General features: G+C 52.5%; 17 protein-coding genes and 1 riboswitch. Of the genes, 4 read left to right on the top strand and 13 right to left on the bottom strand.

Annotated elements, in window-relative coordinates; all coding sequences use genetic code 11:
- Window positions 1-120: 120 nt before the first annotated feature.
- From EPA93_RS50460 to iolE, 8 genes are all read right to left on the bottom strand, one after another.
- A complete protein-coding gene (locus EPA93_RS50460) occupies window positions 121-492 on the bottom strand; it encodes an MFS transporter (protein WP_207229644.1) in 372 nt (123 codons plus the stop codon).
- Window positions 414-1,577, bottom strand: a complete 1,164-nt coding sequence (locus EPA93_RS23870; RefSeq protein WP_207229643.1) for an MFS transporter — start codon at window positions 1,575-1,577, stop codon at window positions 414-416. The genes EPA93_RS50460 and EPA93_RS23870 overlap by 79 nt, the downstream gene beginning before the upstream one ends.
- Window positions 1,578-1,790: 213 nt before the next feature.
- Window positions 1,791-3,617: a serine/threonine-protein kinase gene (locus EPA93_RS23865; protein ID WP_129889908.1), complete on the bottom strand. Its 1,827-nt coding sequence runs from the start codon at window positions 3,615-3,617 to the stop codon at window positions 1,791-1,793.
- Entirely contained in the window at window positions 3,614-5,626 is a 2,013-nt protein-coding gene (locus EPA93_RS23860; protein ID WP_129889907.1) for a serine/threonine protein kinase, read from the bottom strand. Before EPA93_RS23860 ends, EPA93_RS23865 begins: the two co-directional genes overlap by 4 nt.
- A 258-nt stretch (window positions 5,627-5,884) precedes the next feature.
- Window positions 5,885-6,208, bottom strand: coding sequence for an L-rhamnose mutarotase (locus EPA93_RS23855; protein ID WP_129894635.1), 324 nt, complete (start codon window positions 6,206-6,208; stop codon window positions 5,885-5,887).
- Between the two features lie 57 nt (window positions 6,209-6,265).
- Window positions 6,266-7,291, bottom strand: a complete 1,026-nt coding sequence (locus tag EPA93_RS23850) for a LacI family DNA-binding transcriptional regulator (RefSeq protein ID WP_129889906.1) — start codon at window positions 7,289-7,291, stop codon at window positions 6,266-6,268.
- Between the two features lie 304 nt (window positions 7,292-7,595).
- A complete protein-coding gene (iolC, locus tag EPA93_RS23845) occupies window positions 7,596-8,543 on the bottom strand; it encodes a 5-dehydro-2-deoxygluconokinase (protein WP_129889905.1) in 948 nt (315 codons plus the stop codon).
- 20 nt (window positions 8,544-8,563) lie between these two features.
- Window positions 8,564-9,463: a myo-inosose-2 dehydratase gene (gene iolE / locus EPA93_RS23840; RefSeq protein WP_129889904.1), complete on the bottom strand. Its 900-nt coding sequence runs from the start codon at window positions 9,461-9,463 to the stop codon at window positions 8,564-8,566.
- 473 nt (window positions 9,464-9,936) lie between these two features.
- On the opposite strand from iolE, the gene EPA93_RS23835 reads away from it, so the two are divergent.
- The 4 genes from EPA93_RS23835 to EPA93_RS23820 all read left to right on the top strand — a co-directional run bounded on the left by EPA93_RS23835 (window position 9,937) and on the right by EPA93_RS23820 (window position 13,819).
- Complete coding sequence (locus tag EPA93_RS23835; RefSeq protein ID WP_165423353.1) at window positions 9,937-10,584, top strand: histidine phosphatase family protein; 648 nt, start codon at window positions 9,937-9,939, stop codon at window positions 10,582-10,584.
- A gap of 83 nt (window positions 10,585-10,667) precedes the next feature.
- The gene (cobS, locus tag EPA93_RS23830; protein ID WP_129889902.1) at window positions 10,668-11,624 is read left to right on the top strand and encodes an adenosylcobinamide-GDP ribazoletransferase; all 957 of its coding nucleotides are present in this window, start codon (window positions 10,668-10,670) and stop codon (window positions 11,622-11,624) included.
- Window positions 11,625-11,786: 162 nt separating this feature from the next.
- A complete protein-coding gene (cobU, locus tag EPA93_RS23825) occupies window positions 11,787-12,416 on the top strand; it encodes a bifunctional adenosylcobinamide kinase/adenosylcobinamide-phosphate guanylyltransferase (protein WP_129889901.1) in 630 nt (209 codons plus the stop codon).
- 52 nt (window positions 12,417-12,468) lie between these two features.
- A riboswitch (cobalamin riboswitch) is annotated at window positions 12,469-12,685 on the top strand.
- 129 nt (window positions 12,686-12,814) lie between these two features.
- Entirely contained in the window at window positions 12,815-13,819 is a 1,005-nt protein-coding gene (locus EPA93_RS23820) for an ABC transporter substrate-binding protein (protein WP_129889900.1), read from the top strand.
- 190 nt (window positions 13,820-14,009) lie between these two features.
- Here the strand turns inward: EPA93_RS23820 and EPA93_RS23815 are convergent, their stop codons facing one another.
- The 5 genes from EPA93_RS23815 to cydD form a co-directional block, all read right to left on the bottom strand.
- The gene (locus tag EPA93_RS23815) at window positions 14,010-15,524 is read right to left on the bottom strand and encodes an alpha/beta hydrolase family protein (RefSeq protein WP_165423352.1); all 1,515 of its coding nucleotides are present in this window, start codon (window positions 15,522-15,524) and stop codon (window positions 14,010-14,012) included.
- Between the two features lie 295 nt (window positions 15,525-15,819).
- Window positions 15,820-16,167, bottom strand: coding sequence for a peptide chain release factor family protein (locus EPA93_RS23810; protein WP_242527482.1), 348 nt, complete (start codon window positions 16,165-16,167; stop codon window positions 15,820-15,822).
- Between the two features lie 224 nt (window positions 16,168-16,391).
- Window positions 16,392-17,189 (bottom strand): DUF899 family protein, encoded by a 798-nt coding sequence (locus EPA93_RS23805; protein WP_129889898.1) that lies wholly within the window; start codon window positions 17,187-17,189, stop codon window positions 16,392-16,394.
- 203 nt (window positions 17,190-17,392) lie between these two features.
- Window positions 17,393-19,045, bottom strand: a complete 1,653-nt coding sequence (gene cydC / locus EPA93_RS23800; RefSeq protein WP_165423351.1) for a thiol reductant ABC exporter subunit CydC — start codon at window positions 19,043-19,045, stop codon at window positions 17,393-17,395.
- A complete protein-coding gene (gene cydD, locus EPA93_RS23795) occupies window positions 19,042-20,835 on the bottom strand; it encodes a thiol reductant ABC exporter subunit CydD (RefSeq protein ID WP_129889896.1) in 1,794 nt (597 codons plus the stop codon). The genes cydC and cydD overlap by 4 nt, the downstream gene beginning before the upstream one ends.
- Window positions 20,836-20,839: the final 4 nt, after the last annotated feature.

Raw genomic sequence — 20,839 nt, 5'->3', positions numbered from 1 at the left:
GTGTCAAGCTGGTTGCAAAACCTTCTCTTTGCGTGGAGAGAGGCAAGGTGCAAATGAAAAGCTACAAAAACACAAACAGCTCTCTTTTTTACAAGGAGAGCTGTTCAGGCTTAACTTGCCTTATTGTGAGACGGTTTCCAGACTCTTGCCTGTGCTGTTTGGACCCAGGAGGCCCACATCGAGACAGAGGATCGCCATGATCACGGCGGCGCCGAGAAAGACCGTCACGGGACCTGAGGACTTCAGCACCGGAAGGGCAATAACTGGCAAGAGGGCACTGGTGATGCGGCTCAGACTGTAGGCCAGTCCCACGGCTGTTCCACGCATGCGTGTCGGGAAGATTTCGGCCTGATAGATATGGAACGAATTCGAGAAGATATTGCTGGCGGTGGTCAGCAGAAAGCCCGAGACAATCAGGATGGGGCCGAAGTGGCGAAGCCAAAGCTCAAACCAAAGAGCGCTATCAAAATGGCCGCGCCAACAATCAGCCATTTGCGCTCAAAGCGTTCCACCAGAGGAATAGAGATCAGCGAGCCCAGCGGATAGCCGGCGAAAATAAGCGCCGTGTAGCCGAGAGAAGAGACAACGCTAAAGCCTTTGGCAGTGAGCACGATAGGAGCCAACGAGCCAAAGCCATAATAGCCAACCGTCTGTAAGATCTGGAAGATCCAGAGCATGGTAGTGCGTTTGGCATATTTACCGCTAAAGATCTCAGAGATAGGCGCCTTTGTCTGTGGCTCAACAACTACCGGCTCAGGAGGAGGTAGTTCGCTCAAGTTATGCTCGCGCTTGACTTGCTCTTCAATCTTGCTCAAGGTAGCCTCGGCCGCCTCCTGGTTATTGCGGATCTCATACCAGCGTGGCGATTCGGGCAGGTTGCGGCGCAGGAACCAGACGATAAGGGCTCCCAGGGCGCCTATGACGAGGAGCCAGCGCCAGCCGTCGATTGAGAGAAAATTTGTCTTCACGACAAATCTACCTACCAGGCCTGCCACGGGGACGCCAAAGAAGCCAAGAGTATAGGACCAGGCAGTATAGCGTCCGCGGGCATATTTGGGGATCATCTCGCCGATATAAATATCGGTGAGTGGTGGTTCGGCGCCAAGGCCCAGACCGGCGATAAAACGGAAAATAACAACCCAGATATAGCCGGGAGAGAAGGCCGCAGCCAGGGAGAAGAGGGAGTAGATAAGCAGATTGACCATATACATGGCGCGGCGACCAATATAGTCGGAGACAATGCCAAGTGTGCTCGCTCCCACAAACATTCCAAGAAAACTGGAACCGATGATAAGTGCAGTCTCGAAAGAGTTAAGATGATAGAGCGGAGTCAGGACAGTTCCAAGCAGGCCACCAAGAAAAATATCATAGAGATCGAAAAAGGTGCCAATGCCCAGGACAGTGTTGAGCCTGACATGTAGAGAAGAGAGCGGTAGCCGATCGATACGTGAGGCCACTGTAATCTGGCGGCTGGTAGTTGCCATAGTTTTTCCTCCGTTGTAAGAGAGTTGGGAAGATATTGCCCCTGGTAGATGGGTTGAGGCCGAGATCCGAGCAATATCGTTGTATGGCTGCATGATTGAAGAGATGATTATTATGGTGGCAATTTATACCTCCTTGCATTATCTGCGGAGCTTATAATGCAAAATAGCTAGAGAGGCCAGGATAAGCCTCCTTTTGGTATTGTATGAGGTAAAAAAAGTTTAGCATGCTTTCCACTATAAAATCAAGATGTCAGCGCAAACCAGATGAGCAAGCGGGCGTAGAATCTATTCGATATGGCTGGCTCTTTAGATTTGCCATACCCTGGCATTACGAAATAGCAAGGTCGTAGTATGGGCGGTAGTGTCGGCCATAACGCCGATTTGACCATGGCTATAGCTCTTGTCAGTAACACTGGTGATGAACTGATCGTTGACATATAAGTCAAATTTCTGCTGACGAGCTACTACCGCCAACCGATTGGCTTGCTGGCCCTTGTGAAAGAGGAAAGCCGGAAGCTTGTCCCGTGCCAGGACAGTTTTAATATCCGGTCCCGGTGAAAGCACAAAATCATAGCTCCCATCAGCTTCAAGGATAAGATGATAATCTTGGCTGTGGACCTCATCATCGCGCAAAATGATGCCGCCGGCATCGCCAGCCAGAAAGGTCATATCTATCTCAAAGACGAAATTGCTCAAGTCAGTATTGCGCGCAACGCAATTATAGAGGGATTGGATTCTGGCTTCCTGAACACGATAGGCTCCGTCTTGAAACTGGCAATATTCATCGTTCCCATTATAATTATCCCAGCCGTAGCCGCGCGAGGCGTCTTTAAGAGGATCGTTGAGGACTAAGCGCCCGGTATGTGGCGGGTAAGGATTGGGGTTGGCTGCGCTGGCTGTGGCAATTGAATGTGCTGTGGCTGCCGTACTTATAGCCGTTGCGGCCCTGACCGTTGCGGATGCTGCCAGCTGTAAACTATAGGCTTTATAGCTGTTAAGCGCATATAATATTCCACTGCTGACGACAATCAGCAAGAGTGCTAGCCCAATGAGCAAGAGAGACCTGCCTCGCAGGAAACCCCGGCCGGCCCCTGAGCGAGAGGGCAAAATTTGCTCCTGAATGGCAGACGTATCGGGTTGCAAGCGATCTGCCGCTTGTGGGTCCTGGTGAACCGAAGTGGAGGGCGGAGAGACGGATTGGGCAGGATGGCTCTGTACTAGCTCCATGTGGGCCGGCGAGTATGCTTCTTGCTTGCTCATTGGGATTAGTGCTGGGCGCGGCGAGCCAGGCTGCGTGGCTTGCTGGAACGCCTGCGCAAAGGCTGCCACGGAGGGAAAACGCTCATCCGGCCGTTTGGCCAGGGCTTGTAAAATAACCGCATCCAGCGCGCTGGGAACGTGGGAATTATATTTGCCGGGTGCCTCTGGTTGGGCCGTGAGGTGCTGGCGCATCAGATGCTCGGAGCGACCGAGAAAGGGCAACCGATCAGTGATGAGCTGATAAGCCATGATTGCCAGCGCATACTGATCAGTAGCCGGGACTGGCTGCCGGCGCCACTGTTCGGGAGCCATATAGGAGGGTGTGCCGCGGGCCGGCTGGCTAGCATCGGCATCGGTCGTGTGGAATCTGGCAATGCCAAAATCGGTAAGGAGCAAGTCTGGACGATCCGGAATATCTCTTCTTGCCCTGATCAGAAAGTTTGAGGGCTTAACGTCCTGGTGGATTACCTGTCGATCATGAGCATGCTGCAAAGCAGCCGCAGCTTGCTGTATAAAGTGAACGATGATATCCAACGAAACATGCTCGGTAGAGGGGAGTTGCTTGTGCCAGTCGCTCAGGGTCCCTTCCTGACGAAAGGGCATGACCAGATAGGCCAGGGCCGTACCCTCGATATTTACCTCTCCATAGTCATATAGCGGAAGAATGTGGGGGTGATCGAGCCGCGCAATTGCCGTCGCCTCATGCAAGAAAAGGGCCATATCGCCCCCTTTCGAAGCGTCAGTTCGTATGAGCTTGATAGCTACGCTCTGCTCGATATGCTCGTCAATGGAGAGATAAACATCCCCCATACCCCCACTGCCAACGCGCCGGATCAGGCGATAACGGTCAACTTGCTGCCCAGCCAGATTCATAGCTTCCACACTTTAATATCACTATAGGCTACCTTGATAGGACTGAAGAAACCAGAGGCTATAAAACTTATCTGCCCATGGCTTAATGTATTATCGGTAATAGTAGTAAGATGATGGTGGTTGACATATAAGTCAATAGCCGGACCACGGGCAACGACAGCAAGCAAGTTGGGATGCTTAATGCCTTGATGGAATATGCTGGCTGGAATGGTTGCATGATCAGGCGTTAGTTGGCTGGAATGAGCCATTTGTCCGTCTCTATAGAGATAGAGAAAGTATTCACCATCGGAAATAACCTGAAAATAGTAGAGGCGACTGCTTGCGATATCGGCGCGAAAGAGGATACCGCCAAAGCCTTCGGTCAGAAAAGTCATCTGGACCTGTAGCACAAAGTTGCTAAAGTTCATATTCTGTGCGGTGCAGGCAGCTAAGGCTTTGGGCTGTAGCTCCTGGACGAGGTAGGCATGGTTGCTAAAGTGACAATCGCGAGCCGGGTGAGTCAGCTCTTCCCAGCCATAATTTTTTGAATTATCTTGTAAGGGGTCATTGATGATTAAGGTTCCTCCACCGGGTGGATAAGGATTGAGGTTGGCGCGTGCTGAGGCCATAGCGGCTATCCTGGCTGTATTCGCGTTACGTTGATTGGCGGCATTGTTGATGAGCAAGAGACCGCTGCCCGCGAGGATAATCAGCGCAATCAATCCGCCTAGAACAATAGCTTTGCCTCTGCTAAGTTTGCCAGGTAGCGAGCGAGGGACGAAGGTTTTGTTAGAATAAGCCTGCAGAGCTCTAAAAGGGGTATGCAGGTGTTCCACAATGCCGGAGAGCGCTGCTTTGCGTGGCGCTTCTTGCACAAGGATAGTCAGGATAAGCGAGTTTGTTGACATTGGCGTGCCTGAAGGCGAGCTTCTCTGAGGGTAAGGAAGACGAAGGATTTGTCCGTTGCTGGCTCCGGGTGGCACAACTACCTGTATTTTGTGGCCCAGAGCCAGTGTGAGGGTGCGGGTAACTCCCGAACGCGCTTCAGCAGGTGTGATGGTAAGGGTGGCCTGGATATTTTCAGCGCATGAATCCACGTTTGCCTGTGGAGCTTCTTCAGTCAGAGGCGTGACAGGTGAGAGCGGGCTAAGCGGGGAAAGCTCAACCGAGGCGCTCTGCGTCACGGCAAGATAAAAGGCGCGTGCGAAAGCGCTAACCGAGGCGAAGCGCTCTTCCGGCTTCTTGGCCAGGGCCAGGGAGAGAACGATGTCAACTTCTCGGTGTAGAGCAGGATTGCACAGGCTTGGACCCTTTGGTTGCTGCTCAAGATGCTGGAGCATCAGTTGCTCCAGGCTTCCGCGAAAGGGCAACTGACCTGTCAGGAGCTGGTAAGCCATGATTGCCAGTGCGTATTGATCGGAGGCTGGAGTTGGATGTCCATTCCACTGCTCAGGAGCCATGTAGGCAGGAGTGCCGCGGATAGATTGGCTAGTTTGAGCGCTGGTTATATAGAACCTGGCGATGCCAAAGTCGGTGAGCTGAAGATCTGGCTGATCGGGTCGGTCTGAGCGGCTGCGCAGCAGAAAGTTTGAAGGCTTGATGTCCTGGTGCAGCACTTGCCGATCATGAGCATGCTGCAGGGCTGAGGCCGCTTGCTCGATGAAATGAAGCACATCGTCGATGGGAGGTTGCTTTGAGTTTACGTACTGTTCAAACCAATCGGCCAGCGTGCCTTCCTGACGAAAGGGCATCACCAGATAAGCAAACTTTATACCTTCTATGTTCTCTTCACCGTAATCATAGAGTGGGAGAATATTAGGGTGGTCAAGTCGTGCAATAGCTTTTGCTTCGCGCTGAAAGTGACGTTTCTCGGTCCCGCTTAGGGCCTTATTCTCAGTCTCAATACGTATGAGCTTAATCGCGACCCTTTGGGCAATGCGACTATCTTCCGCAAGGTAGACCTCCCCTGCTGAGCCATGGCCAATGCTCTGGAGTAGGCGGTAGCGATCAATTTGAGAGCCTTCCAACATAGAATGTACCTCTCACACGCGTTTTATCGTGTGAATAGTATAACATAGCTCGATATGACAAGAAAAAGTAGGAAAGATAAACTCACCAAAAGTACCCGGCAATGTTTGCCCGTGCGTGTGCATGATATGAATAGGTGCTATGCAAGAATAAGCCAGATATTGCATACAATCGAGCGTTTAGCAATATCTGGCTTATTGGCCGGGATGTAGGGAATTTTCAACCTGGCTCAGAGAGCTTCCTCTTTGAGCAGGAACTGCTTAGTCCGTATGGAAGACCTCTTTCATGTTAGCCCACCACTCGCCCTCCTGGCGCTCTGATAGTGGCTCCTGCATGGGATCACAGATTTTCCACCACTCGATGGTAAGCGGGTCTTGCTTCATTCTTGCCATATCAGCCTCATAGTCATCACCAATGTATTCGAAATAGGCGAAGAGCAGATTTCCATGGCGAAAGATAGAGTAATTGCGGATGTTACATTCATGAATCGTGGCAAGCACGCCGGGCCAGACAGCAGCATGGAGCCGTTCGTACTCATCAATATGCTCTGCTTTGATGCCGAGAAGCTGTCCGAAACGTTGCATCATCTTCCTCCTGGTACAAATAAATTTAGGCTTGCCCTGAAACTCTTCGTGCCTGCCTTATACTGACTTGAGCGGACCCTCGGGACGTGGAGGCGCGCTTGTCTGACGAATGACGATAGTTGGCGAAAGCAGGGTTGTCGCGGTTGTCTGCATGCTATCGTTGAATAAATATTCAAAGGCCAGCTTGCCCATTTCCATGATCGGTTGGGCTACCGTCGTCAGCGAAGGTGAGACCATGCGGGCCATCTGAATATCATCATAGCCCACCAGCGAAAGCTGCTCAGGAATGATTACGCCGGACTCGTGAAATTTCTGCAGCGCCCCAATGGCGATGAGATCGTTGCTGGCCACAATAGCTGTAGGAGGATCGGGATTTTCGAGTACCTGCTGGGCCATGGCATAGCCGGCCACCGCACCAAAGCCATTGCTCAGCACTGAGAAGCTATTCTGGGCAATGCCATAGCTGGCCAGCGCAGCAGAGAAGCCGCGCAACCTTTCAAGGGAGGTTTTGAGGTAAAGCGGCTCTAAAAATATCGCCAGTTTGCGATGTCCAAGCTGGATAAGATACTCAGTAATTTGGTAGCTGCCTTGATAGTGGTCGGTTGCCACAGTTGGATAGGGAGAATTGGCAATAATGCGGTCGATAAAGACCACGCGCGCTTCCTGCTTTTTCAACATATCCAGTGTCGAACTATTAATACCCTCAGAGGTCGCGATAATAATGCCATCAAGTTGTTTGCGCAGGAGCAGATCCAGTTGTTTGCCTTCGCGCTCCGGGCTGTTATCTGTACTGCAGACAAGCACCGAATAATTCTGGAGCAAGGCCACATCTTCAATAGCCCGAGCCAGCTCGCTATAAAATGTATTGATAATATCCGGAACAAGTAACCCTATACTATAGGTCTGATTCCTCTTGAGAGCACTGGCTATGATACTCGGGCGGTAATGAAGGTCAGCGATGGCCTGCTCAACCCGCGAGCTAGTGACCTTGCTAATGCGACCGTTACCGTTTAGCACTTTCGAGACAGTGGCCGTAGAAACCCCTGCCCGTTTAGCGACGTCGTAGATTGTCACCTTTGGCATAAGGTTTGACTCCTCATAAGCCCCACTCCTGCTACCAACTTTAAGCCTTTACGTATAGTAGAACCGGGAAATGATGCCAGTGCCGACTGCTATCAGAAACAGCCTGAAAGGGCAGTTAGGCGTTCCGGAGAGGCAATGGCAAAGAATGGCAATGGGACTATTGCTATTCTATAGGAAGTCGCCTTCAAGTTCAACCTATCTGGCATATATAGTTTTACCAGCCGATCGGTTTGGCAACTTGCCAGGGCAGAGAGATATATGCTCGACCAGCCTCCTGTATTTGCTTAGCGCGGCCTATCGTGAACTATGCCTCTGCAGTCGCAATGAGTTGCTGAACCTCAGCTAAGGTTGGCATGGCCTCTGAGCAACTGTGCCTACTGACCACAATGGCGCCGGCGGCATTGGCGAATTGTAAGCGCTGACGCGTATCCCAGTTGTTGAGGAGACCATAACAATAGGCAGCCGCAAAGCCATCGCCGGCTCCCAGGGTATTCATGACCTCTGTGCGAAAAGCCGATGTCTTCACAACCTCACCGGCTGTAAAGCTCAGGCAGCCAGCGGCACCGCGCTTGGCGACAACTTCCTTAACCCCAAAGCCGAGCAGGTGGCGTGCCGCCGTCTCCGGATCTGTAGAGTTGCCGGCAAATGCTAGTTCTGATTCATTGGCCAGCACGATATCCGCCAGGCGTAAAGCGCTGTGATAGCAGACGCGGGCCTCTTCCACGCTCGGCCAGAGCGAGGGGCGCCAATCGATATCCAGTACGTTGAGGCCTCCGCTCGCCCGATGCTCTTCCAGAGCAGCCAGGGTAGCCTCTCGGCTCGGCGAGGCGCAGAGCGAAGTGCAGGCCACTTCTAGCAGGCGAGCCTGGCGCAAGGCGGCAAAATCGAGATCGGCAAGGCTCAAATGAATATCGGCGCAGGGCTTGCGATAGAAAAGCACCTCGGAATCGGCGGGCGGAAAGAGCGCGGCGAAGGCCAGGCCAGTCGGATTCTGCTTATCAGTGATGACCATGTGATGATCAACGCCCTCCTCTGCCAGGCGCTCGCGCAGATAGCGCCCGAAATCGTCGGCGCCAACACGGCTAATCAGGCCACATTGCAGGCCCAGGCGGGCCATGCCAACTGAGACGTTAGCTGCCGAGCCGCCGAGATACTTTTGGAATGTTTTGACCTGGCGCAGGGGCACTCCGATGTCGTTTGCATAGAGATCGACGATGATCCTTCCAAGTGTATAGGCCACAGGTGTACCCATCCGAAAATACCTCCTTTAGGCTAACAGTGCAGGCCTAGACCGGCGAGATATGCTAAGGCTTTACGCATATAGAGCGCGGGATTGGCAACAGCCGGGTCCTGCTCGGCCTCAATGACCATCCAGCCCTGATAATCGGTTTCAGCCAGATAAGCCAGGATGGCGGGAAAGTCGACGCAGCCATCTCCTGGCGTAGTAAAGATGCCAAAACGTACGCCCTGTAAGAATGAAAGCTGTTGAGCATAGAACTGCTGCATGCGCTCCTGACGGACATCCTTGAGGTGCACATACTCTATGCGTTGGCGATACTTCTTGAGCACATCCAGCGGATCGCCCCCGGCCAGCTGAATATGTCCAGTATCGAGCAGAAGGGTCACATACCTGGGATCGGTGAGCGCCATTAATCTGTCAATTTCATCCTCAGTCTGCACATTTGTGCCCATGTGGGGATGGTAGGCCAGATGGAGCCCATAGGAATGGGCAATATTCCCGGCTTCGTTGAGCCCACGCGCAACATTGTGCCATTCTTCGTCTGAAAAGGGGATTACAGAAGCGCGATCTCCTCCCAGGTCCCAATGCACGCTGCCTCCGCCCTCGCACGTCACCACATGGGAGGCCCCCATGGCTTTAAGGAAGCGTACATGCTCACTAAACTGGGCAAGCTCAGCAGGCCACTGACGCTGATTGGCAAAGTGTACTGTGTTCCAGGCTGAGGAAAGCACCAGCTGATGGGCGGCCAGAGCCGGGCGCAGCGTCTGTGGATCGCGCGGATATTTTCGCCCCATCTCCGTTCCCTGGATGTGCAGGCGCTCCATATCAGCAAGGATATCCTCAAAGCTATATTCGTCGCCAAGATCAGTCATGTCGTCGTTGCACCAATTGATCGGCGAGGCCGAGAGGCGCACATTGTAGAAAGGCTTCATGGTGAGAAGGCATCCCCCTTACGTGTCTTTGGCTATCTCGCGCCGTGTAGCGTCAGATACAGCAGGTCTCGTGCTTGATATAGACTGCATGAGTTATCGGTTTCTCCCGGCAAATAACGTCTCGGCTTGCGGCTCAATTCAGGCTGTTTGGCCAGATATGTTCCCGCGAAATCTCTAACTTTCTGTGGCGAAAAAGACTAAATAGGCGGGATTTGCTTGTAGGGCCAGTTAAGGTAACCGATTACTCTACAGCCAAGTATAGCTGGTGTTTGATTTGCCTGTCAAGGTTGGAGCTCTGACTTTTATTGACGAGTTTCTGTATTCCTGCACTTGCTACTAGCATAGCGCGCCTGCGTAGTTTATGATTTAGATGAGTAATTAAGCCATCTTGCCGGGCAAGAGGTTTAAGGGATGAGATCATAGCTGGAGGAAGAGCGATAAGCACGAATGCAGGTGTAAGGCGGCTCTGGTTGGTGCGGCATGGGCTAACGCGCTGGAATAGTCAGCAGCGCTTTTGTGGGCATAGCGATATTGCACTCTCGTCGCAGGGGCGAAGCCAGGCGCGCTGGCTGGCCAGGCAGTTACGTTCTGCACCTATTGGCGTAATTTATAGTAGCGATTTACTGAGAGCGCGTGAGACGGCAGAGATTATTGCTGCCGAACACGCGGTCCCGCTCAAGTTATCTGCTGCCTGGCGCGAGATCCATTTTGGGGCCTGGGAAGGCCTGACCTATGCGCAAATTAGTGAGCGTTTTGTGGAGCAGACAGCTTTCTTTACAGATCCGCTGCGCTATGCACCGCCGGGCGGAGAGACGCTAGCGAGCTTATGGCAACGTGTGCATAGTGGCGTGCAAGAGATTATGTTGAGCGATATTGCCGCGTCTGCCGAGCAGGAGGCGGCAGGTCAGAGCGATGTGCTCATTGTGAGCCATGGCGGCCCGCTGCGCCTTCTGCTATGCTATGCTCTGGGTCTGGCCCTGGAGCAACAGTGGCGCTGGCGGATTGATCCCGGTTCATTGAGTGCTCTTGATGTGTTGGTCGGTGGCGAAGGAACTTCGTTTCAAGCCATCCTTTCTCTGCTCGATATGCAGCGTCCCAGGCGCAAAGCTAGCGCCATCTGAGGCTCATTGGAAACGCACGCAATTCTTTCCCGTTTAGCCGAACTTCATGGTATTGATAGCTTTTTCAAAAGGGGGGCAATAAGATGTCCGAGGAACCTAACGATAGGCAGCAGCAATTTCGTGAGACCCTGCACAAAGCGTCTGGCTATTTTCAGGGAGCGTTTGCGGACCTGCGTAAGCGTGTTGACAAGATCCAAAGTCAAAGAGGCGGTTCTTATATACCAGATGAAGAGGAGCTGCCACCCACGACCGGGCGGCAAGTTAGTGTGCTGGAGCAGTATCGCGAGTTTGTGGCGGCTGTGCGCTTTCTCACCGTGTTTCCCTGGCCCGAGAACAGGCCTAACCTTTCAGCCAGCCAGGCGAGCAGTATTATGCCGATCAGCGGCGCTGGCTATTTCCCTCTGATCGGGCTATTTCTGGCGCTGCTCTTATGGCTGCTGAAGCTGATCTTTAGTCCCCTGCTGCCTTCCCTGGCTCTTGTGGCTGTGCTAGTTGTGGCCTTGATCGTGCTGACCGGCGGCTTGCACCTGGATGGGCTGATGGATGCTTGCGATGGACTCTTTGGAGGAGCTACGCGCGAGCGCAAGCTAGAGATTATGCGCGATAGTCGGGTAGGCAGCTTTGGCGTCCTGGGTGCGCTCTGTATGTTATTGCTCAAGTTTGCTTTCCTGGCCAGCCTTGATGTGCGCTGGTTACCACTGGCATTTCTTGTGGCCCTGCCATCTTCGCGCTGGGGCATGGTGCTGGCCGTACGGATCTTTCCGGGTGCGCGCGTGCGTGGCCTGGGAAGCAATTTTCGGCAGACGGTAACAAATCTACAGCTCGCCCTGGCCATTGTGACTTCTCTGGTTGTGGTCCTGGTTGCCGGGCACCTGGTTGGGCTTCTCGTCTGGGTTGGCGTCACATTAGCAGCTCTGGCGATTGGCGCCTGGGTTACCCAGGTTTTAGGCGGCTTGACCGGCGATACTTATGGCGCGATTGCGGAGATAACCGAGGTCTTTGCCTTCCTTTTACTATTGCTCATGCAGCTCTGGCTCTGAGAAATTTCTTATAGTCATTTGCATGGAAGAGATATGCTAAAGCGAGCTATACCCAATAATGTGCTGGGCATAGCTTCTTTGCAAGAGATTCAATTTGGGTAAAGAGACACATTTGTACGGGTAAATGTTCGCTGAGAATAGAAAGGTAAGGTGTGGAGATTCATGAGTAGGAAACAGGAGCATATAGAAGCTTCAGCACAGTCAGCTCCGCAACTTATTCTGGTCTTGGGCGGTGCGCGAAGTGGCAAGAGCAATTTTGCTGAACAGCTAGCTGATCGCAGCGGGAGCAAAGTAGCTTTTATTGCCACGGCTACTGCTGGTGATGAAGAGATGCGTGATCGCATTGCGCGTCACCAGGCAGCCCGGCCACAGGGGTGGCAGACGATTGAAGAACCTCTGGAACTGGCCAGGGCCGTGCAGCAAGCTGCCAGCATTGCTGATGTAATCGTGCTGGATTGCATGACGCTCTGGCTCTCTAACTGGCTCGCATCTCGTGATGGCGCAGATTTTGATGAGGTACCAGGGCCGCACGAGGAGCATCGCCGGGATGCCGGACAGGAGATTGAAGCACTCCTGCACACCTTCGCCTCCCAGGAGCCGCAGAAAACGCTCATCGTCGTCTCGAATGAAGTTGGCTTAGGGCTGGTTCCATCTTATGCCCTGGGGCGACTTTATCGCGATGTTCTGGGGCGCATAAATCAGCAACTGGCTGCCGCGGCCAGCCGTGTGTATCTCATGGTAGCCGGCCTGGGCGTTGACGTAAAGCGCCTGCACGAAGAGGCAATGCTCTAGCGAAGTTGACATCGATAAATACTCATGAGTATACTACGGGTGGAAATAATAAATTTGATTTGCCTCACCAGGTGGCCTGACATATTTTTCAGGCATAATAGGGAAGCCGGTGTAAATCCGGCGCAGTCGCGCTACTGTAACTGGTAAGCGCTTCATCCAGGTGAAAACCGGCCACTATTCTGCAGACAGTTGTGCATAAGAATGGGAAGGTCAGCGATGAGAAGCTGTTAACCAGGAGCCAGGAAACCTGCCCGGTGAGTAGTTGCTCATGATCCTTCGCGTAACTAAGGAACGAGCTACCCGAGACAGTATCCTCAGCGTATCTTTTTGTCTTTGGTTGTTCTCCGTTGCACGCAAAGGTGACTGCGAGCGTTGACCTGATTTGGAGGTACAACTAGATGCGCTCTCGTGTCATCTCTTTCCATCTTTTTCTGCTTACACTTTTAGCCTCATTTGTCCTATTAACTGCCTGCGGCCAGGCTTCATCTACGGGAACCGCGGGCACAAACCCTGACAAGCAAGCGACTCCGGCACCCGTTACGCTTGATGCGTATGGCACCCCAATTGTGTTTCCTAGCAGCGCGCCTCAGCGCATTATTTCTATTTCTCCCAATGTAAGCGAAATGCTAGGCGCTCTCAATTTGCAGAGCCGTGTCATTGCTGTAGACAACTATACGACCTATCCGCGTGAACTTGCTGCGCTGCCCAAAATCTCAGATGTTCATGGCACGCTTAATGTCGAGCGAATCGTTGCCCTAAAGCCGGACCTGGTGCTGAGCTTTAGCGATAATAGCAAAAAGTACGATCCGCAATTCAAGAGTCTGGGTTTGCACGTAGTAAGCCTGCCATCCGGCAATCTGACGCAATGCATAGATGATTTGCTGATCGTGGGTCGTTTGACCTTTACGCAGGATACAGCGACCAAAGTAGTGGATCAGCTTAAGCAGCGTGTAAAGCAGATCAAGGCTGCGGTGGCTGGGACCACAGCGCCAAAGGTGCTGATGGAAGTGGACTATAGCACCCCTGGTAAGCCCTACGTCTTTGGTGGGAGCTCCTTTGGTGATGAGATGCTTGAGGATGCTAATGCCATCAATATTTTTCATGCCGATTCGAACAATGCCGGTTATCCCCAGGTAACCGATGAAGCTGTGATTAAGGACGATCCGCAATTTGTGATCTTGACTGAGGACCCGGCCTATGGCGGCAATCCAGATGCGGTATACAAGCGCGCAAACTGGGGAGGCATTGATGCGGTCAAGGCACATCACGTCTATCATATTAATGTAAATATTGTGCAGCATCCCGGCCCGCGCCTGGTAGATGGGCTACAATGCGTGGCCCAGATCATACATCCTGATAAATTCTCAGGAGCCTTGCCCGATTACTGTTCGGGAACTTACTAATTTTTTCCTGTCCCTTGCCCGGTTTTGGCCCCTATGGCGCATAGATATCAGGTTACTGAGAATTTAGTGAGCAAGGCTGGAAAAAATAGCAGATTTTGTTAACCTACTTCTAGAGTAGAAGCAGCGAGATTGCTGATCAGGAGACAGTAGTTCTTTCACTACTTCTGCTCTAGATTTGTCAGATCTCTAATCAGTTCAAAGCAACATTTTTTAGTTCCTGATACTTTTTAAACAGAGGGTGCAATGAAGCATTGGTTTCACCCTTCAAGTGTTGGTCAAAGAATGCTACTGTTACAGCTTGCGTGATTTCGAGGCATTTTGTCGGATCTGTTTGCCCATGTATCCCTATGAGATCGCGTAGCTGGCTACTACCAAAGAAGAGGCCAATATCTGTAAACTTCATATGGGCGCTCCCTTCAATGGTATATAAATTTTCCGAGGCCTGCAAAACTTTTTTCAGTCCTGAGATGCTTTGTAAGGCTTTTTCGTATTCCTTAGCATATGCCTCTTTACTTCCGTAAATTTCAAGCGCTTGTTTTTGCTGCTCATCAGTCAGATCGGCGAACTTTTTCAGCAGCGGCTCTTGCTGCTGGATCGCCTGGATATGGTTTTCGTCGTTTGCTAGCATGAGAAAGGGAGCCACATTTTTCAGGCCAGCTTTTGGCGTGACATAAACTGAGCCATCTAAATTGATGGCTGCCTTTACTCTTCTATCATTGATGGCCAGGTTATAGGCTACTGCACCCCCAAGAGAATGACCTATGACGCCAATGTGCTGAAGATCGAGCCTACCCATAAAAATAGAGGCAATTTTGCCTTCGTTCATTTCTGCCAACTCATCCATGACAAATCGGTCATCTTCGACCATGATTTGATCGATGATATCCGCTGGATCGGGCGAGTTGAATTGGGTGGTAGCCTGGCGAGCCGAGACGATTCTATCGGGAAAAATGCTTCCTGCTGATATGTAGGTGTGGTCAATTGCTACAACGATATAGCCGTGGCTTGCCAGATCCTCGCATTGGGATGTATGAACTTCCATTGTTGTACCTCCTCCGTGGGAAAACAGAACCACTGGGTAGCTAGCCTGCTGATCTGAGAGCTGCAGATCATCCCTGGTGTAAGTTTTCACCAGCCTGAGATGCTCCAGCATGAAGTCAGGCATGCTGTAGGCTTCTGCGAACAATTTTAGGAGTTCAGTTGAACCGTGAAAGTAAGGAGAATAAGGCTTTGAGTCATCTTTCTTGCCAGGATAATATATCTTTACCATCAGCTCACGCTTTTTTTGCGATTTATCCAGGAAAGGTTCGTTACGCTTCTGATCGACCAAATGGAAATATTTAATGCCTACGTCAGTGCTGCCCGTAGGCTTTGGCAGTGTAAATACAGGAAGGGCATATGCTAGCAAGGAGGTAAACGCAAGTAAGATCAAGGATAGACTTATTGTGGTGACCTTTAAAGCTTTCGGAAGCTTTGCGGCAGAGAACTTAGTGCCGGTTTTTAGCAGGGCAAAAATCACAAGCAGAACGACGAACAGGTAGGAGAAAACCATCTGGTAGCGAAAGCCTTCACATAAAATTTGAAGCAAGAGGGTGAAGAGATTTATACCAGCGACCCCTAACCAGACTCCCTTTGGCGGCTTTTTAAGGCTAAGAAAGAGGGTCAATACATTAAGTAAAATTAATATTATCTCAAATGTTCTCACAAGAGTGCTCCTGTAGAATAAAGATTTGACCCTCATGGTAAAAGAAAATTGTCAACAAACGGTAAACATATACCTGTTTCTGATCGCCTCAGGAGAAAGTTTATGTTATCTGCAAGAATGCAAATGGCAGGTCAAGCGAGAGCTCAGGATACACTTCATCGGCATGTTGCTGCGGCTTTGTTGGAGAGGATGGGCTGGGATTTGGCTAAAATATGCTCTAATTTGTTTGTGATTTCACTTGGGCTGGGAAGCTTATTGTGAGGAAAGTTTGTTTTGTGCAGTGTGGATAAGTAGGTTAACTCTGCAGCGGGGCGGCGCGCAGGCGTTTGTTCTGGCTTGCGTGCCGCTTCTCTGCTAGTCTGCGTTCGCGGCTTGCGGCGCTAGGGCGCGTGGGACGACGGGGGGTTGGGACACGCTGGTGTTCTACTAAACGGGCAGCCATGCGTTCAAAGGCTGCTTCACGATTGGCATACTGCGAACGTCGCTCGGTGGCCGTTACGCTGATGCCGCTCGGGCGATGGAGCAGGCGCACACCTGTCTCTACTTTATTGCGATGTTGGCCACCGGGACCGCTGGCAATAAAGAAATCCATGTCGCAGTCGCGTTCAAGGGCTGCCCGATCTGTTGGGTAGCTGATTGCCACGATGATTTCTCCTTTTTACTCTTAAGTGTTCTCTAGATTATATTTTTCTAACCGCTGCAGGGAAGCCCGCAGAGCTTCCACTTATTTAGAACACTCATTTGCTTAAAAATCATCCTGGCACGTTGGAAGTACTATGTGCATTGAATATCAGGCGCTGGCACCCACAGCGCTAGCGCCTGGCAGTTGCGCTACACGCTATTGAGGTGACGCTGCTAAGCTTCAGGTCACGATTGGTGGTGACAGTCGTGTGGGGCTGTAGCGGCAGCACTGGCGCCGAGATCGTCGGAGCGTCCAGCTTCCAGCCGGGACCATTGGGCGCTGGGTCGTCCGTTCGTGCGGAACTGTTCGCCGGTGTTTTCCCAATGTTGCGGCCAGCCGGCGGGCGAGTCTTCCCAGGTCTCTTGTCGACCGTAGACCGTCATGTCCAATAGCCCGTAGCTGGGAGCCATCGGTTCCACGCCGCGCCCGGTACTCCAATAGGTCTCGAACACGCGATCGCCGTGTCGCAGATAGCATGCCAGTGTGCCGAACTCGCGCCCTGCGAGCAGAGCCTCGGCGGAGCCTTGTGCCGAGTACCAGGGAACATCCCAGCCCATAAAGTCACGGTAGCGGATGCTCTCCTCGTAGGGACCTTCGCAGAAGGTGGCATAGGTGACATTGCGAGAATGCAGATAAGCCAACTCGCGAACCTGGCCATTGAAGAAAGTGCAGCCCTCGCATTGGCCAGCGGCGGGCTGATCGGCATGCCACATGTGGTAGTAGACGATTAACTGCTGGCGGCCCTCAAAGACTTCCAGGAGCGTAACCGGTCCGTGTGGGCCAATCAGCGTGATCGTCGGGTCTACCTCTACCATCGGGAGCCGCCGACGAGCTGCCGCGATCGCATCGCCTTCGTGTGTATGGGCTTTTTCTCGCACAAGCAGCTTGTCAAGTTCCGCCTGCCAGGCGGCTCGATCCACCACAGTAGGCAGTGCAGAGGTGTCGTTGTCTGCGGTAAAATTGTGCTGAGCACGTGAGTTCATAAGGGTTTCCTTCTTTCTGCTTTCTCTTGCCTATGGCATGGCTTGTATGAAAAATAGAATAGTTTGCAATTTGCAACAAGATCTATTCTATTCGCAGATAAATAACAAAACTTCTCCAATCTTGCCCAAATCTGCGGCCAGGCTCTCGCCAGAAAAAATAAGAACACCCATTTGCCTAAAAATCATTAAGGGCTTTGGAAGCCCTATATCTCTAGAAGCATATCAGCCATCTCCAGCAGGCTCGATCGATGTGTAATTAGCAGCACCGTACGGTTCTGACGCAGCGCCTGCAAGGCCTGCAAGATCGATTGCTCGTTCAGGGCATCTATATTCGCGCTTGGCTCATCCAGGATCAAGAGTGGAGCATCTTTTAAGAAGGCGCGCGCGATAGCCAGGCGCTGACGTTCGCCAGCGCTTAAGGTATGCCCCTGTTCCCCTATTATGGTTTCCAGTTTCTGTGGGAGTGCCTGCACAAAATCGTGGAGCTGAGCCTGGCGTAAGGCATTATATAACTCTTCTTCTGTGGCTTGAGGGTTGGCTATGCGAAGGTTGCCGCCAAGCGTGGTGTTGAAGAGAGTTGTATGCTGTTCAACAACGCTGATATGCTGGTAAAGATCCTCACGACGGTAGCTACGTAGTTCGTGCCCACTAAACAATATGTTCCCTTGCTCGTACTCCCAGTAGCGCAGCAGGAGCTGAACCAGAGTGGATTTTCCCACTCCGCTGGCCCCTATGATGGCCAGACAACGACCTGCTGGAATTTTCAGCGTAAGGTCATGTATGACCTCAGGCTCGTGAGGAGCGTAGCGAAATGAGAGATGGCGTACCTCTAATGTGCTATCATGAACCAGGGGCGAGCCTGGAGGATCTATCACGCCTGGCAACGTGTCCATAATCTCAAATAGGCGGCGCGCAGCTTCCTGGCTGCTACCAAGGTATTGAAAGGCCATTGGCAACGATTGCACGGATTCGAAGCCGGCAAGCGCGGCGAGCACGACCAGGGCAAGAGAAGTTCCAGCCAATCTTCCTGCATGGACGGCAGGCAAAGCCGTTGCTAAGAGCAACCATGCGCAGATAAAGGCGCAACCGCTACTCAAGGTCTGCTGTAATCCGCTGATACGGGCCATAAACACCTGCACTGTACCCAATTCTTTCTGCTGCTGACGTATGCGCTCTAGATACCACTCTTCCTGACCGAAGGCGAGCAGATCGGCGCATCCCAGCACGCCGTCCAGCAAAGCCGCGTGCAAGATTGCACGCAGCCTGACCAGGCGACGGGCCAGCCGCTGGCTGAGCAGATACGAGAGCCCTGGTACGCCAGCTCCCGCTAGAAACAAACAGATGAGAAAGAGGAGAGCATAAATTCCGCCAAAGCGGCCCAGGAACCACCATAAGATGCCGCCCATCAGAACAGCAACCGCTGGAGGGGCGATAACCCGCACATAGAAGTGTTGAAGCGTTTCGATATCCTGCACCAGACGCTGTAGCACATCGCCGCTACTTCTTTGCGTAACCGCGTTTCGGGCTGAATTGTGCAGATATGCCGGAAGCAGCGGCTCCAGAGCTTCATAGAGAGAACCGCGCAACTCGGCTAACAGACGAAATGTTGCCCGATGAGAAATCAGGCGCTCAAGATAGCGAAAGACGCCACGCGCCACGCCAAAGAAACGTACGCCCACAATTGGGATTGCTAATGTAGAGATTTCAGGATGCAGCGCGGCTGCCGAGATCAGATAGGTCGAGGTGGCTAGCAGGCCTACCCCACAGGCAATGGTCGCGCAGCCCAGAAGGGCAGTTAGCATTATCCAGCTCAGACCTGGCTTAAGCAGGTGTAAAAGACGACGATATATGCTCATAGGACCACCTCCAGATTGCTGAGCGAGGCTTGCCATAATTGCTGATAGAGCGCCGAGCGTTGCTGTAGTTCTGCGTGAGTACCGCTGGCCACAATACGTCCTTCGTTGAGGAGAAGGATCAGGTCGGCCTCGCGAATGGTTTGCAGCCTGTGGGTGATCATCAGGATGATGTGGGATGGGCGCCAAGCCTTTAAGGTTTCCAGCACCTGTGCCTCGCTGGCTGTATCGAGGGCCGAAGTGGCTTCGTCTAGAACCAGGATGGGGGCTCGTTTTAAGAGCGCCCGGGCCAGGCTCAAGCGTTGTATCTGGCCGCCAGAGAGACGTGCCCCGCGCTCGCCCACTGGCGTATCATAGCCCTGCGGCAGCGCATTCACCATCTCATGCAAGCCAGCCTTGCGAGCTGCTGCTATGATTTCTGCTCGTGATGCTCTCGGACATCCCATAGCAATATTCTCGGCGATGCTCATATTGAAAATCCAGGGATGTTGTGGTTGCCAGGCAAACAGCTTGCGCCACTGCTCAAGCGGGATTGTCGAGCTCGCGTGACCATCCAGGCTGATCGTGCCTTGCCTCGGCTCAGCAAAACGTAAGAGCAGATGGGCCAGCGTACTTTTTCCTGCTCCGCTGGCGCCGATGATAGCCACTATTTGTCCTGTGTGGGCCTGAAAAGAGGCATCCACAAGGGCGGCTGATCTATTTGTTCCTGGATAGGAGTAGTGCACCTTTGCGAACTGCAAGCTCTGAATTGGTGGGCGAAGCTCCTGGCCCGCTTCCCGCTCATTCCGACAAGCGAGCGGTGTATCCAGCAAGGCAAAGATGCGCTGCAAGCCAGCGGCACTCTCCAAACTGGCATGAAACTGTGGTCCCAGAGCACGCAATGGCTGATAGAATTCGGGTGCCAGTAAGAGTACAAGTAGGGCCGGGGCAAAGAGGAGTTGTGCTGAGAGCAGGCGTATTCCCACCTCAACCGCAACCACTGCTATGCTTAAGGTAGTCCCCATTTCCATAGTCAGGGCCGAGAGAAAAGCAATGCGCAGCACTTGCATGGTCAGATGGCCGAAGCGCTCGCTTACCTGCCTGACAATCAGGCGTTGCGCCGTGCTGCGCCCAAAGAGCTTGAGCGTGGTATTTCCCTGCAGCACATCTAGAAAATGGGCGCTCATCTGCGCAAGCTCTTGCCAGCGTTGGCGCGTGACCTGCTCGGACTGCTTGCCTATCAGGATCATAAAGATAGGCAGCAAGGGTAGCGTGACCAGGAGAATGAGGCCAGAAGGGATATCGGTCAGCAAGACAGTCGCCAGTACAATAATAGGCACAGTGAGTGCCGTACACAATTGTGGCAAGACCTGGGTAAAGTAAGCATCCAACGACTCTACGCCGCTTGAGAGCGTATGCAATAGTTCTCCACTTTGCTCGGTTTTGAGCTGCGCAGGTCCCCTTAGCAGTAGATGCTTGAGGAGCTTCTCACGCACGAGAGCTTTCGCGCGCACCGCCATATGCCCGGCCAGTATCTCGTTAAGCCAGGGAATGCTGATGCGCAGGAGCATTAGCACTAGGAGCCAGAGGAGAAGCGAGAAGACTTGTTCAGGCTTCTGTCTTCCAATGAACACGCGTGCGATAATCTGGGCCAGCAGATAGCTTTGTCCCACGATTAGTATGGCAGAGCCGAGAGCTAGAGCGGCTTGTAAGGTAAGAAACAGGCGTATTCCCGGTACAAAGCCACTCAGGCGCAGCCCGATAGCGAGCAAGGCATTTCTTGATGATTGAAGCGCATCGGCTGATTGTGTCATGTCT

The sequence above is a fragment of the Ktedonosporobacter rubrisoli genome (assembly GCF_004208415.1).
GTDB classification, from domain to species: Bacteria; Chloroflexota; Ktedonobacteria; order Ktedonobacterales; family Ktedonobacteraceae; genus Ktedonosporobacter; species Ktedonosporobacter rubrisoli.
Note: the sequence above shows the minus strand (reverse complement) of the source record. Positions and strands in the feature narration are given on the sequence as shown.

What these genes read in the sequence shown, in the direction of transcription:
- EPA93_RS23870 (WP_207229643.1), bottom strand. Translation starts at nt 1,577, where the DNA reads ATGCAGCCATACAACGATATTGCTCGGATCTCGGCCTCAACCCATCTA.
- EPA93_RS23855 (WP_129894635.1), bottom strand. Translation starts at nt 6,208, where the DNA reads ATGCAACGTTTCGGACAGCTTCTCGGCATCAAAGCAGAGCATATTGAT.
- EPA93_RS50460 (WP_207229644.1), bottom strand. Translation starts at nt 492, where the DNA reads ATGGCTGATTGTTGGCGCGGCCATTTTGATAGCGCTCTTTGGTTTGAG.
- cobS (WP_129889902.1), top strand. Translation starts at nt 10,668, where the DNA reads ATGTCCGAGGAACCTAACGATAGGCAGCAGCAATTTCGTGAGACCCTG.
- cydD (WP_129889896.1), bottom strand. Translation starts at nt 20,835, where the DNA reads ATGACACAATCAGCCGATGCGCTTCAATCATCAAGAAATGCCTTGCTC.
- EPA93_RS23865 (WP_129889908.1), bottom strand. Translation starts at nt 3,617, where the DNA reads ATGAATCTGGCTGGGCAGCAAGTTGACCGTTATCGCCTGATCCGGCGC.
- EPA93_RS23805 (WP_129889898.1), bottom strand. Translation starts at nt 17,189, where the DNA reads ATGAACTCACGTGCTCAGCACAATTTTACCGCAGACAACGACACCTCT.
- cydC (WP_165423351.1), bottom strand. Translation starts at nt 19,045, where the DNA reads ATGAGCATATATCGTCGTCTTTTACACCTGCTTAAGCCAGGTCTGAGC.
- iolC (WP_129889905.1), bottom strand. Translation starts at nt 8,543, where the DNA reads ATGGGTACACCTGTGGCCTATACACTTGGAAGGATCATCGTCGATCTC.
- cobU (WP_129889901.1), top strand. Translation starts at nt 11,787, where the DNA reads ATGAGTAGGAAACAGGAGCATATAGAAGCTTCAGCACAGTCAGCTCCG.
- iolE (WP_129889904.1), bottom strand. Translation starts at nt 9,463, where the DNA reads ATGAAGCCTTTCTACAATGTGCGCCTCTCGGCCTCGCCGATCAATTGG.
- EPA93_RS23860 (WP_129889907.1), bottom strand. Translation starts at nt 5,626, where the DNA reads ATGTTGGAAGGCTCTCAAATTGATCGCTACCGCCTACTCCAGAGCATT.
- EPA93_RS23820 (WP_129889900.1), top strand. Translation starts at nt 12,815, where the DNA reads ATGCGCTCTCGTGTCATCTCTTTCCATCTTTTTCTGCTTACACTTTTA.
- EPA93_RS23850 (WP_129889906.1), bottom strand. Translation starts at nt 7,291, where the DNA reads ATGCCAAAGGTGACAATCTACGACGTCGCTAAACGGGCAGGGGTTTCT.